General features: G+C 66.9%; 10 protein-coding genes. 5 read left to right on the top strand and 5 right to left on the bottom strand.

Annotation, left to right across the window (positions count from 1 at the left end):
- Positions 1-7 precede the first annotated feature (7 nt).
- The 4 genes from V6Z91_RS22750 to V6Z91_RS22735 all read right to left on the bottom strand — a co-directional run bounded on the left by V6Z91_RS22750 (position 8) and on the right by V6Z91_RS22735 (position 6072).
- A complete protein-coding gene (locus tag V6Z91_RS22750) occupies positions 8-1855 on the bottom strand; it encodes a feruloyl-CoA synthase (RefSeq protein ID WP_338761551.1) in 1848 nt (615 codons plus the stop codon).
- A gap of 9 nt (positions 1856-1864) precedes the next feature.
- A complete protein-coding gene (locus V6Z91_RS22745) occupies positions 1865-3310 on the bottom strand; it encodes an aldehyde dehydrogenase (protein WP_338761548.1) in 1446 nt (481 codons plus the stop codon).
- A 75-nt stretch (positions 3311-3385) separates the two neighbouring features.
- Complete coding sequence (locus V6Z91_RS22740) at positions 3386-4219, bottom strand: p-hydroxycinnamoyl CoA hydratase/lyase (RefSeq protein WP_338761545.1); 834 nt, start codon at positions 4217-4219, stop codon at positions 3386-3388.
- 86 nt (positions 4220-4305) lie between these two features.
- The gene (locus V6Z91_RS22735) at positions 4306-6072 is read right to left on the bottom strand and encodes a tannase/feruloyl esterase family alpha/beta hydrolase (protein WP_338761542.1); all 1767 of its coding nucleotides are present in this window, start codon (positions 6070-6072) and stop codon (positions 4306-4308) included.
- A 219-nt stretch (positions 6073-6291) separates the two neighbouring features.
- Between V6Z91_RS22735 and V6Z91_RS22730 the strand changes: the two genes are divergently transcribed.
- The 5 genes from V6Z91_RS22730 to V6Z91_RS22710 all read left to right on the top strand — a co-directional run bounded on the left by V6Z91_RS22730 (position 6292) and on the right by V6Z91_RS22710 (position 12427).
- A complete protein-coding gene (locus V6Z91_RS22730; RefSeq protein ID WP_338761539.1) occupies positions 6292-7176 on the top strand; it encodes a rarD protein in 885 nt (294 codons plus the stop codon).
- Positions 7177-7231: 55 nt separating this feature from the next.
- Positions 7232-7696, top strand: coding sequence for a MarR family transcriptional regulator (locus V6Z91_RS22725; protein ID WP_338761537.1), 465 nt, complete (start codon positions 7232-7234; stop codon positions 7694-7696).
- A gap of 78 nt (positions 7697-7774) precedes the next feature.
- Positions 7775-8260: a dihydrofolate reductase gene (locus V6Z91_RS22720; RefSeq protein WP_338761535.1), complete on the top strand. Its 486-nt coding sequence runs from the start codon at positions 7775-7777 to the stop codon at positions 8258-8260.
- Positions 8261-8443: 183 nt separating this feature from the next.
- Complete coding sequence (locus V6Z91_RS22715; RefSeq protein WP_338761534.1) at positions 8444-10699, top strand: arginine/lysine/ornithine decarboxylase; 2256 nt, start codon at positions 8444-8446, stop codon at positions 10697-10699.
- 360 nt (positions 10700-11059) lie between these two features.
- Positions 11060-12427: a sigma 54-interacting transcriptional regulator gene (locus tag V6Z91_RS22710; protein ID WP_338761533.1), complete on the top strand. Its 1368-nt coding sequence runs from the start codon at positions 11060-11062 to the stop codon at positions 12425-12427.
- Between the two features lie 26 nt (positions 12428-12453).
- Here V6Z91_RS22710 and V6Z91_RS22705 read toward each other — a convergent pair whose 3' ends face one another.
- The gene (locus tag V6Z91_RS22705) at positions 12454-13605 is read right to left on the bottom strand and encodes a M12 family metallopeptidase (protein WP_338761531.1); all 1152 of its coding nucleotides are present in this window, start codon (positions 13603-13605) and stop codon (positions 12454-12456) included.
- Positions 13606-13767 lie beyond the last annotated feature (162 nt).

The raw sequence follows: 13767 nt of genomic DNA, 5'->3' as shown, positions 1-13767 counted from the left end.
TTATTGTCTAGTTGGCGCGAATGGTGCCTTCGTCGCGGCACTCGTACATCGCTTCCACTTGCGCCGCGCGCCGTGCCAGCACGGCGGCCTGGTTCACGGACCCCTTGTCCGTCAATTCGCGGTGGTCGATCGAGGGCGGCTCTTCCTGCAGCCGCAGCATCGCCACCGCGGTCGAGGAACCGGTCGCCTCGGCATTCAGCCGCCGCAGCAGGCCGGCAAAGAACTCGCGGACCGGCCCGCTGGCCAGTACCTCGGCCGGCGTTGCGTCCGCACCCAGCCCGGCCAGCGCCTGGCACGTTTCCATGCGAGGGAACACGAGCAATCCCACGGCGTGGCGATCGATCCCGGTCACGACGGCGTCCAGCACGTACGGCGCGCCCATGCTGATCACCCTGGCCCTCAGCGGTCCCACGCTCACGAAGGTGCCGGTGGCCAGCTTGAAATCCTCGGCGATGCGGCCGTCGAACATGAAGCCCAGCTCGGGCTGCGCGGGGTCGGCGAAGCGCAGCGCGTCGCCGGTGCAGTAATACCCCTCGTCGTCGAACGCTTCCGCGGTCAGCGACGGCATGCGCCAGTACCCCGGCATCACGTGCGGCCCCTTGAAACGCGCCTCGAGCTTGCCGCCGACGGGTACCAGCTTGACGCGGCAGCCCGGCGCCGGCACGCCCACATAGCCGGCGCGCACGATGGGCCCGGTGCCGAAGGTGCACGAGGGCGACGTTTCCGTCATGCCCAGCCCCGTCATGATGCGGATCGATTCGCCGCAGTGGCGCACCGCGATGCCGTCGAGCCGGTCCCACGCCGCCTGCGACAGGCCCGCCCCCGCGCAAAAGAACAGTTTTACGCGCGAAAAGAAGGTGGCGCGCAGCTGGGCATCCGTTTCCAGCGCATCGGCCAGCATTTCCCAGCCCTTCGGGATGTTGAAGTAGACCGTGGGCGCGATTTCCTTCAGGTTGGCCAGCGTGCGCGGAAACTCCTGCGGCGTCGGCCGGCCATCGTCCAGGTACAGCGTGCCGCCGTTGTAAAGCGCGATGCCGATATTATGGCTGCCGCCGAAGGTGTGGTTCCACGGCAGCCAGTCCACCAGCACGGGCGGCGCCTCGCCGAAGAACGGGAAGGTTTGCAGCAGCATCTGCTGGTTGCTGGTCCACATGCCGTGCGTGGTGACGACGGCCTTCGGCTTCTTCGTGGAGCCGGAAGTGAACAGGAACTTGGCGATCGTCTCCGGCCCCACCCCGGCATTGGCCGCGTCCACGGACGACGGCACCGTCTCGAGCAGGGCCGAAAAGCGCGTCACGTCGCGATCCCCCACCTCGCCGGCATCGAGGATCAATTCTGTCCCCGCGGGCAGCACTGCGGCGATCGCCCGGCTGAAGGCGATGCCATCGGAAGCGTAGACGGCGCCCGGGGTCAGGTGCGCCACCAGCTCATGCAGCCGGCCGAAGTCGGTCGCTACCAGCGAGTAGGCCGGCGACACGGGCACGTAGGGCACGCCGGCATACATGGCGCCCATGGCCAGCTGGTAGTGCTGCAGGTCGTTGCCGGACAGGATGACGAGCGGCCGTTCGGCGGAGATGCCGCGGTCGAGCAAGGCCTGGCCGATGTGGCGCGCACGTTCCAGCATGTCCGCATACGTGATCCTTATCCATTCGCCATCCGCCCCGCGGCGCGCGACCAGCGTGCGCTCCGGCCAGTCGCGGGCGCCGCGTACCAGGCAATCGGTGAAGCGGCGCGGCACCTCGCCCAGCGGCGTCTCGGCATCCACGTACCAGTTGTCCCCTTGCCGGCGCACGGTAACCTGCGGGCAGCCGATGGCCACGGCACGGCACCGTCCCGGCATCTGCGATGCAGTCATGGGTCCTCCTCAGATCGGGTAGTGGCGCGGCGTGGTCTGCACCGTGATCCAGCGCAGGTCCGTGAATTCGGCGATGGCGGCCTTGCCGCCGAAGCGGCCGTAGCCGCTCGCCTTCACGCCGCCGAACGGCATCTGCGCCTCGTCGTGCACGGTCGGGCCATTGATGTGGCAGATGCCCGATTCGATGCGGCGCGCCACGGCCATGGCACGGCCGATATCGCGGCTGAACACGGCGGCGGACAGGCCGTACTCGCTGTCGTTGGCCAGCCGGATCGCCTCCTCGTCGCCGTCGAAGCGGATGATCGAAACCACCGGCCCGAACGCTTCCTCGCGGTAGGCCGCCATCTCGGGCGTGACGCCATCGATGATGGCCGGCTGCAGCAGGTTACCGTCGGCGCTCGGCACGGCCGGCAGCACCGTGGCGCCGCGCTCCACTGCATCGCGCACCAGCGCCTCCACGCGCTGGGCCGCGGCCGGGTCGACCATGCCCGCCAGCGGCGCGTCCGCGTGGGCCGCCTTGAGGCTGGCGGTCTTGGCGGCGAATTTTTCGAGGAAAGCCGGGGCGATCTTCCGGTCGACGAGGATGCGGTCGGCCGACATGCAGATCTGGCCCTGGTTGAAGAACGACGAGAAGGCCGCCGCTTCCACGGCCGCGTCGAGATCGGCATCGTCCAGCACCACGACCGGGTTCTTGCCGCCCAGTTCCAGCAGCACGGGTTTCAGGTGTTTCGCGGCCTGCTGGGCGATGATGCGCCCGACATGCGTGGAGCCGGTGAAATTGATGCGCTTGACGGCCGGGTGGGCGATCAGCGCCTCGACCACGGCCGGCGCATCCTGCGGCGCGTTCGTGATCACGTTCACCACGCCGGCCGGGAAGCCCGCTTCCTCGAACACGGTGCCGAGCAGGCGATGCAGCGCCGGGCATTGCTCGGAGGCCTTCAGGATCACCGTGTTCCCGCACGCCAGCGGCATCGCCACGGCGCGCGTCGCCAGGATCACGGGCGCGTTCCAGGGCGCGATGCCGAGCACCACGCCGCAGGGCTGGCGCACGCCCATCGCCAGCGAGCCGGGCACGTCGGAAGGAATCACCTCGCCGGCCACCTGGGTCGTCATGCCCGCCGCCTCGCGCAGCATGTTGGCCGCCAGCGTCACGTTGAACCCGTACCAGATCGGGCTGCCGCCGGCTTCGAGCGTGCCGCGCGCAACGAACTCGGCACGGTGTTTTTCCAGCGTGTCGGCAGCCTTCAGCAGCAGGCCGCGGCGCTCGGTGGGCAGCATGGCGGCCCAGGCAGGGAAGGCGCGCTGCGCGGCGTCGGCCGCGCGCCGGGCATCTTCCACCGTGGCAGCGGCGGCGCGGGTGGCGGTGTCGCCGTTGGCGGGGTTGCGGCGCTCGAAGGTTGCGCCATTCGAGGCGGCGGCCGGGCGGCCGTCCACCAGCAAATCGGTGTCGAACATGGTGTCTCCTCTGTTACTCGGTGGGCCGGCAGGTTGTGCCCTGCTCTGTGGCCCGTCACTATATAGGATGAGGTGTCAGGTGCGTTTGTACGCCTGCAGGCCCGGCTTGATCGTCTTATCGTCCAGGAACTGCTTCAAGCCTTCCTTGCGGCCCTTTTCCGGGTCGCGGTAGTTCGACTGGTCGGTCTTCGCGTACAGGTAATCCTCGCCCTGCTCCCACGTCAGCTCGCGGGCGCGCTTGAAGCCCTGCTTGGCGTAGCGCAGCACCACCGGGTTCTTCTCCAGCAGGTTGCGCGCCAGCGCCACGACCGCGTCGCGCAATTCTTCCCTGGGTACGCTGCGGTTGACCAGCCCCATCTCGGCCGCCTGCTTGCCGGTGAAGGTCTCGCCCGTCATGATGTAGTGCAGTGCCTGGCGATGGCCCATCGTGTCCGCCACGGCCTTGCTGACCAGGTTCCCCGGCGGGATGCCCCAGTTCACCTCGGAGAGGCCGAACACGGCGTCATCGGCGGCGATCGCCAGGTCGCAGGCCACCAGCGGCGAGAACGCGCCGCCGAAGCACCAGCCGTTCACCATGGCGATGGTGGACTTGCTGTACATGCGCAGCAGCTTCCACTGCCATTGCGAGCAATCGCGGCGGATGCGTTCCTGCATGATCTCCGGCTTGCCGTCCGTCTCGCGGAAGTACTCCTTCAAGTCCATGCCGGCCGACCAGGACTCGCCGGCGCCGGTCAGCACGATCACCTGGGCCGCGTCGTCCAGCTCGAGCGTTTCCAGCACGTCGATCATCTCGCGGTTCAGCGTCGGGCTCATGGCGTTACGTTTTTCCGGCCGGTTCAGCGTGATCCAGCCGATGCCTTCCGCGACGTCGACCTTCACGGTTTGCCAGCGCCCTTCGTACTTGTTCATGCGTGTCTCCTCTGTCATTTGATGTATCAGGCTACCTGATATGAAATGCATACTAGTCCTAATCAGGCAGCCTGACAAGTACTTTTTTAGCGGCAGGTGAAGCTGGCCGCGTCGTCCACGTTGCCACCGGCATAGGTGGCCACTTTCGGCCAGCTGCACAGCGGCCGGGTGCGGCCGGCGGGGATGGTGCCGAGGCCCGGATTGGCGCTGGCCGTGCGGGCGGTGGCGCGGATCGCCTCGGGTTCGATGCCCTTCTCCACCCAGTCCACCAGGGCGCTCATCATGTCGAACTGGTCGGTCGCCGGGCCGCCGGAGCAGTGGTTCATGCCGGGCACGGAGAACACGCGGGCGAACGCGCCGGTGTCGCTGTAGTTGGCCTTCAATGCGTTCAGCCACTTCACCGTGTCGTCGAACGAAAACACCGGGTCGCTCACGCCGTGGAAGACGAGGACCTTGCCGCCGCGCGCGCGCAGCGTGTCGAGCCGGCCGGGATTCGGCGGCGTCATGAACGACATCGACGATTCCGTGAAGCGGTCGGTGGTGGCAAAAATCTTCGCGGCATTCGCGTCGAAGTTGAAGTTGAGCGCGTAGTCGAGCAGCGACGTGCCCGTGCCCGTCAGCACGGCCGGATCGGCCGGCGGCGTGGAGAAAATAAACGCCATCGACGGTGCCCCCAGCGTGGCCGTCAGGCCGGGGCTTGTGGCGGTGCCCAGCTTCCAGCTGCGCCAGCCTGGACCGGCGATGCCCGGGTCCCACGACCAGCGCGCGTACAGCGCATTGCCGGCCGAGTTCTTCGGCCCGTCGTACACCTTCTGCAGGGCCGCCTTTTGCGTGGCCGTCAGGCAGGCACCGTCCGGCGCGCCGGCGCACGTGGGCACGTCGCGCGCCAGCGAGAACGCGGCCTGGCACTGCGCCGTGTCGCTCACCATCCCGTCGGCCAGGCCATCGAGCTTGTCGCAGCGCTCGAGGATCTTGCCGGCCACCAGCCGCAAGTCGGCGTCCGAGTAGCCGGCGCCGATGTTCGGCCGGCCGTTGGCCCCGGCCGGCGCGGCGGCGGCGAAGGCTTGCGCATCCCACATCTGCGTCACCGCCGCCTGCGGCAGGTTGTAGCCCGGCGCGCCGGCCAGCACGCCGTCGTACTGGTCGCCGTAGCGGCTCGCCGCCACCAGGCCGTGCCGCCCGCCATTCGAGCAGCCGACGATGTACGACCGGTCCGGCCCCTTGCCGTAGGCGGCGCGGATGACGTTCTTCGCCATCGGCGTGAGCTGCCCGACCGCGTTGTAGCCATAATCGAGCCGGGCTTGCGGGTCCAGGCCGTAGACCTGGCCGGCGATGGCGCCGTTGGCCGTGGCGTCCGGCACGTGACCGGCATCGGAGCTGATCACCGCATAGCCCTGCAGCAGCGCGTTGCTGACCGGGCCGCCGCCCAGCAGGTTGCCGAACGCCGCGTTGCCGCCGCTGATGCTGCCATCGTTGCCGCCATTGGCCTGGTAGAAGAAGCGGCCGTTCCAGTCGCGCGGCAGGCGCATCTCGAAGCCGATCGCGTACGGCCGGCCGTCCACGCCGGTCCGCTCGTTCATTTTTCCCAGCACGACGCAGTGCTCGGGCATCGGCGTCGCCACGCCGTTCAGCGTTTGCGTCACGCTGCCGGCCGGCGCCAGGGTGGCGGATGTGATGGTGGTGCCGGCGAAGGCCGCCTTCGCGGCAAGGTCGGTGCAGCTGGTCAGCTTGGCGCCCGTGGCAACGGCAAGGTGGGTGGTGGCGGTGGCCGTGGTGCCGCTGCCGCCGCAGCCCGGCAGCATGGCGGCGAGCGCCAGCGCCGCCAGCGCCGGGCGGATGGAATGGTCGTGCATGGTTGTCTCCGGGTTGTTATGGAAGTCAATATCAGGTCTCCTGATATTGACTTCATACTAACGCCGCAGGCAGCCGCTTGCAAGCACTGCCTGCGCACCGACGCGTCTGCCGATCGCCAGTTACTTTTGGAGAGCTTTGATGGTTGAGAGGCGTGCTAGGATCCCCCATCACCACACAACAAGGCCCGTGTCATGAGACTTGCGCGGCTCGACTCAGGCATGTTGTCGGCCGCCTTGTCCGGCGTGTCCGGCAACCTGATCCTTGGCTTTTCCTCGCTCTACTGGAAAGCGCTCGCGCAGGTGCCGCCCACTGTCCTGCTGGGCTTGCGCATCGTGTTCTCGCTGGCCACGCTCCTCCTCGTGATGGCGGTACTTGGCCGCTTTCGAGGCCTGAGGCAACGATTGACGCCGCGCGCGCTGGCCATTCACACGGCGGCCGCCCTCCTTGTCGTGGTTAACTGGGGCACCTTCATCTGGGCATCCATCCACGGGCACGTGGTCGAGAGCGGGCTCGGTTACCTGATCGCTCCCTTCGTGGCAATCGGCGTTGGCGTCATCGCGCCCGGCGACCGGATGAGTTGGCTGCGCAAGGGTGCCCTGGCCCTCATCGCGGCCGCCGTGCTGGCCATGGTACAGCGCAGCGGCGAGCTCGCGCACTGGGTCTACCTCCTCATTGGCGGGACATGGGGCGCTTACGCATGCCTGAAAAAACTCACGACACTGGATGCATTCAGCGGATTGCTATGCGAAACGGCGGTGCTGTGCGTACTGCTGGCGCTGTCGCTTGCAACGCCCTACATGTCCCTACGCCTGCCGCACGGTCTTTCAGCCGGCGCCATGCTGGCCTTGGGCCTGTGCGGCGTGGTCTCGGTCCTGCCGCTATGGCTGTTCTCGCTGGCGGCGGCCCGGCTGCCATTGTCGGTGATGGGATTCTTCCAGTTCGTCCTGCCCACCACGCAACTGGTCGTCGCGCTGGTCTTCTACCGCCAGGAAGTGTCGCTGAACACCCTCCTCTCGTTTGCCGTCATCTGGTGCGCGCTCGGCATCCTCGTCGCCGAACCGTTCCTGAGGCGCGCCAGACCCGCGCCGGAGGCGTCGTCCTGAGGCGGCCGCGGGTGGCGCCGTGAGCGGCGGCGATTGTCTTACAATACCGCCCACCATGACTTTCGCATCCAGCATGCCGCACCAGACCGACAACCCCGGCCGCCCGTCCGGCCTTGCCTATCTCGTGGGCCGCCTCGACCACGTTCTGAGCCGCCACCTGCGCGATCGCCTGGCCCCGCTGGGCCTGACCGTGACCCAGTACACGGCGCTGTCCGTATTCCGCGCCCAGGGTTCGCTGTCGAACGCCCAGCTGGCCGAGCGCACGATGGTTTCGCCGCAATCGGCCAACGAGATGGTCAAGGCCATGGAGGCGCAGGGCTGGATCGAACGGCGGCCCGACCCTTCGCATGGCCGCATCATCCAGATCAGCCTCACGATTGCGGGCCACGCCGTGATGGAGCGCTGCGATGCCGAGGTGGTTCAGGTGGAGGCGATGATGTTCGCCGACCTGGCGCCCGCGCAGCGCGCCGCCCTGCACGCGGCGTTGCGCGGGGCGGTGAAGGCGCTGAGCGGGGCATGAGCGGCACATGAGCGCGCGGCGGTCACACGGCTGAAGCAAAAATCGCCGATAATGCGGCACTTTCGACCATTGCACACCATGACGCAACTTTCCATCATCGTCGCCATCGACCGCCAGCGCGGCATCGGCGTGCGCAACCAGCTGCCCTGGCACCTGCCGGAAGACCTGGCCCATTTCAAGCGCCTGACGACGGGCCACCCGATCATCATGGGCCGCAAGACCTTCGATTCGATCGGCCGCCCGCTGCCGAACCGGCGCAGCATCGTCATCACGCGCGACACGGCATGGCAGCGCGACGGCGTGGAAGCGGTGCATTCGCTCGACGAAGCGGTGGCGCTGGTCGGCGACGCGCCCGCCTTCGTCATCGGCGGCGCCCAGGTGTTCGACGCGGCGCTGGCCGTGGCGGACCAGCTGATCGTGACGGAGATCGACGGACAGTTCGAATGCGACACGTTCTTCCCGCCCATCGAGCCGGCCATGTGGCGCGAAGCCGAGCGGACCCGTCACCAGTCCGCGAACGGCACCGCGTTCGACATCGTCATCTACCGCCGCCACGCCGGATGAGCCGCCGCCTTGGGCGCGCCCGTCGGTGGCGCCGCCGCCGGTGAACAATGAGTAATATTTTTTTACCTGAGCGGTGCGAATTCTGCGAAAATCGCGGTCCTTTGAATTGCGGTATGTTGATTTATTGCACCCAGCCCGCCCCCGTCGCATGAGACCAGGGCGGTTCTTCTTTTTGGAGACATCATGAAATTTCGTTTCCCCATCGTCATCATCGACGAGGACTTCCGTTCCGAGAATTCGTCCGGCCTGGGCATTCGCGCCCTGGCCGCCGCGATGGAAAAGGAAGGCATGGAAGTGCTGGGTGTGACCAGCTACGGGGACCTGTCGCAGTTCGCCCAGCAGCAATCGCGCGCCTCGGCCTTCATCCTGTCGATCGACGACGAGGAATTCGGCGCCGGCTCGAAGGAAGAGACCGACCACGCGCTGAAGTCGCTGCGCGCCTTCGTGGAAGAGATCCGTTATAAAAACGCGGACATCCCGATCTACCTGTACGGCGAAACGCGCACCTCGCGCCACATCCCCAACGACATCCTGCGCGAGCTGCACGGCTTCATCCACATGTTCGAGGATACGCCGGAATTCGTGGCACGCCACATCATCCGCGAGGCGAAGAGCTACCTGGACGGCCTGTCGCCGCCCTTCTTCCGCGCCCTGGTGCACTACGCGAACGACGGCTCCTACTCCTGGCACTGCCCCGGCCACTCGGGCGGCGTGGCCTTCCTGAAGTCGCCGATCGGCCAGATGTTCCACCAGTTCTTCGGCGAGAACATGCTGCGCGCCGACGTGTGCAACGCCGTGGAGGAGCTGGGCCAGCTGCTGGACCACACGGGTCCCGTGGCCGCTTCCGAGCGCAACGCGGCGCGCATCTACAACGCCGACCACTGCTACTTCGTGACCAACGGCACCTCGACGTCGAACAAGATGGTGTGGCACTCGACGGTCGCGCCGGGCGACATCGTGGTGGTGGACCGCAACTGCCACAAGTCGATCCTGCACTCGATCATCATGTGCGGCGCGATCCCCGTGTTCCTGATGCCGACGCGTAACCACCTCGGCATCATCGGCCCGATCCCGCTCGAAGAATTCACGATGGAGTCGATCCAGAAGAAGATCGAGAGCAATCCGTTCGCGCGCGACGCCGTGAACAAGAAGCCGCGCATCCTGACGATCACCCAATCGACCTACGACGGCGTGGTGTACAACGTGGAAGTGCTGCGCGAAATGCTGGACGGGAAGATCGACACCCTGCACTTCGACGAAGCGTGGCTGCCGCACGCCACCTTCCACGACTTCTACAAGGACATGCACGCGATCGGCAAGGACCGCCCGCGCGCCAAGGAGTCGCTGATCTTCTCCACCCAGTCGACCCACAAGCTGCTGGCCGGCCTGTCGCAGGCTTCGCAGGTGCTGGTGCGCGACTCCGAAACGGTCAAGCTGGACAAGGACACGTTCAACGAGGCGTACCTGATGCACACCTCGACCTCGCCGCAATACTCGATCATCGCCTCGTGCGACGTGGCCGCGGCCATGATGGAAGCGCCGGGCGGCACCGCCCTCGTCGAGGAATCGATCCTCGAAGCGCTGGACTTCCGCCGCGCCATGAAGAAGGTGGACGAGGAATGGGGCAGCGACTGGTGGTTCAAGGTGTGGGGCCCGGAAAACTTCGCCGAGGAAGGCATCGGCACGCGCGAGGACTGGATCTTCAAGGCCGAGAGCGAGGAATGGCACGGCTTCGGCAAGCTGGCGCCGGGCTTCAACATGCTCGACCCGATCAAGGCCACCATCGTCAACCCGGGCCTGTCGCTGGACGGCCAGTTCTCCGACACCGGCATTCCCGCCTCGATCGTGACCAAGTACCTGGCCGAGCACGGCGTGATCGTGGAGAAGTGCGGGCTGTACTCGTTCTTCATCATGTTCACGATCGGCATCACGAAGGGCCGCTGGAACACGCTGCTGACCGCGCTGCAGCAGTTCAAGGACGACTACGACAAGAACGCTCCGCTGTGGCGCATCCTGCCGGAATTCTCCGCGAACAATCCGCGCTATGAGAAGATGGGCCTGCGCGACCTGTGCCAGCAGATCCACGATTTCTACAAGGCCTACGACGTGGCCCGCCTGACGACGGAAATGTACACCTCGAGCATGATCCCGGCCATGAAGCCGTCCGACGCGTTCGCCAAGATGGCGCACCGCGAGATCGAGCGCGTGGCCATCGACGAACTGGAAGGCCGCATCACGTCGATCCTGCTGACGCCTTACCCGCCGGGCATTCCGCTGCTGATCCCGGGCGAGCGCTTCAACAAGACCATCGTCGACTACCTTCGCTTCGCACGCGACTTCAACGAGCGCTTCCCCGGCTTCGAGACGGACGTGCACGGGCTGGTCAAGCGCGAGGTCAACGGCAAGCGCGATTACTTCGTCGATTGCGTGAAGCAGTAAATTCGCTTCAACCCGGCAAACAAGCGGCCCGCGTGGCCGCTTTTTCTTTGTTGGCCCCAGCCTTGGTGTCGCACACCATTTCCGGACGCTCCATCCGGAAGTGGTGTGCGACACCGGTGTTCTCATGAGGCATTGGGTGCCTCTGCGGAAAACCAGTGTCGGACACGGTTTCCCCAAAGGGAAACCATGTCCGACACCAGGCCATCGCCGACGGTTCGCACAGCAATCGCCATCGATACACCCCGCGACCGACAGCCGCTCGTCAAGGTCTTATTTAGTTAAACCGAGGCACAGCCAGCGCTGCTATATTCATTCTGCGCCGCACCGTTGCTCGCGGCTACGATCTTGCGCGAGGTGGCCATGGCGCTGTCGATCTGGATGCAGGTATTGGACGGGGGCGCCGCAACGGCGGCCTCTGCGCTGCGCGCGGCGTTGGGCACTGCCGGCGTATCGGTCCGGGATGCCGCCCACGAAAGCGCGCCGAAGGGCTTCGGCGTCGTGCTCTGCGGTGCCAGCGATACCGCCCTGCCCCAGACGGTCCAGGCCCTCGCGCTGAACGCCGCCGTGCTGGCGATCGACTGCGCGGGCGAGCCCCTGCGGGCCGATACGATGTGGGCCCTGCTCGAGGCTGGCGCGATCGACCTGCTGCCATGGAGCTCCGCCGAGCTGTGCGCCCAGCAGGTCGCCGCCCGCCTGCAACGCTGGGATGCCCTGCAAAAGCTGATGGCCTCGTCCACCGTGCGCAACTGGCTCGTCGGCGACAGCGGCGCCTGGCGCGCGCTGGTGCAAAGCGTGGTCGAGGTGGCCGCTTTCACGCAGTCGCCGGTGCTGATCACCGGCGAGACGGGTACCGGCAAGGACCTCATCGCCCAGCTGATCCACCGCCTGTCCGGCGCACCGGGCGAGCTCACGGTGCTCGACTGCACCACGCTCTCGCCCGAACTGGCCGGCTCCGAACTGTTCGGCCACGAGCGCGGTGCCTTCACGGGCGCCCTCAACGCGCGCGACGGCGCCTTCGCGATGGCCGATGGCGGCACCCTGTTCCTCGACGAGGTGGGTGAGCTGCCGCTGCCGCTGCAAGCCCAGCTGCTGCGCGTGATCCAGGAACAGAAATACAAGCGCGTGGGCAGCAACGGGTGGCAGCCGAGCCGCTTTCGCCTCGTGTGCGCGACGAACCGCGACCTGGAGGCGGACATCGCCACCGGAGCCTTCCGGGCGGATCTCTTCTATCGTATCGCCGGCTGGCGCTGCCGCCCGCCGCCGCTGCGCGAGCGCCAGGGCGACATCCTGCCGCTGGTCGAGCATTTCCTGCGCCAGCTGGACCCGCAGGGCCAGGGCCGGCCGCTGGAACCGGCGGTGCGCGAATACCTGCTGTCGCGCGAATACAAGGGCAATGTGCGCGACCTGCGCCAGACCGTGTCGCGCATCTGGTACCGGCATACGGGGCCCGGCCCCATCACGATCGGCGACGTGCCGCCAGACGAACGGCTGCACCGCGCCCCCGCCTGGCCGGACGCGCCGTTCCGCGACGCGATCCGCCACGCCGTCGACCGCGGCATGTCGCTGGCCCGCATCGGCCAGGCGGCATCGGACACGGCGATCCGGCTCGTGCTCGAACAGGAGGGCGACAACAACCAGCGCGCCGCGCAGCGGCTGGGAGTGACGGATCGGGCGTTACAGATCCGCAGGAAAGCGGCGCGCGAGGGCGAGGTCGAGAGCCGGCAATGATGCCGGCCCGCGCGGCCCCGGCCATGTCACCACATCATGACCGCCGTCTGCCCCTGCCGCTCGCTATGATAAAGCCGCACGCGCAGCACGTATTCACGTCCCTTCATGAGCTTGACCTGGAAGGCGGCGTTGGTATCCTCGCCGCTGTCGTCGTCCGCCGTCACGTAACGGTAGTCGCCATCCACGTTCTCGAACAGCACCATCACCGAGTCCGAGGCCCCGAAGGTGCGGAAGTCGTACTTGCGCGTTTCCTGGGGCGCGACGCGGAAGTTGCGCTGTTCGCCCGGTGTCAGCTCCAGCGGAATCGACTGCGCGGGCTTGAGCAGCACCATTTCGTCGCCCTCGGGCGGATACAAGGCGAGCACCCAGCTGATATCGCGGGCCGACAGGCCGCCGTGCGGCCGCAGGCCCTCCTCGAAGAAGCGCACCGGTTCCTTGATCAGCCCCGGCTCGAACGGATAGTGCATGATCGAGTCCGGGTCCCATGCGGAACCCTTCACTTCCGTGGGGTCGAGCTTGCGGATGATGTTCCAGAACGTCTTGTCCCGGTTCCATTCGTTGGGAGGCTTGGCCAGCGCGGCATAAACGGCTTCTTCGTCCCATACGATTCCCGCGTTGGGGTTCTGGTGTTCATGGGGGAAGCCCAGCGTATGGCCGATCTCGTGCACCGCCGTGTCGACCTCGCCCGGCCGGGTGAGATCCCAGCCGAAGTTCATGGTGCGCTCATTGGGCCCATGATCGAGTATGCCGCGCCCGAGGAACGACCAGGCGCCGTCGCCTTTCATGAAACCGATGCGTATCTCCGCGTCCTCGCGATCGTGCACTTCCTGGAATCGGACGCCGATACCGACATCGCTCCAGATCTTGAACGCTTGCCGGACGACGGCAAGCTGTTCCTCGGCGCCCACCCAGCTGACGAAGCGCTCTTCTCCGTCCGTGAACAGTACTTTCTCCCCATCGGTATCGCGGTCGAAGAAGTAATACCGCAACGTGGTACCGCTGACCCATTTGTTCCCGAACAGGATGATGAGGTTCTCGCGCCTGGCGCTCACGCCCGGCTTGAACACCCTGCGCGGCTCCGGCGGTATGGCGCAGAAGTGCGGCTTGCCGGCATGGTCCGGCTCCTTGTCTTCCGACGCCCGCAGGCTCGTCGGCACGGTATCGTATTTGTCTGACATGGCTTCCCCTGGTAGGACGCGTCGCTGTGGCGCACGCCCCCGGGGCGACGCGGGCCCGGGGCTGGACAGCGCAATGACCGCGCGTGGCGGCAATGAAGGGGCATCTCCGGCGGCTGCCGGGTGCGGCGACGCTGCGCAGCGGTTGCGCGCGGCCTTATGTGT

It is taken from the genome of Massilia sp. METH4 (assembly GCF_037094685.1).
Classification (GTDB): Bacteria; Pseudomonadota; Gammaproteobacteria; order Burkholderiales; family Burkholderiaceae_D; genus Rugamonas.
The sequence above is the reverse complement of the archived record's forward strand: the minus strand, read 5'-3'. Positions and strand labels throughout refer to the sequence as shown.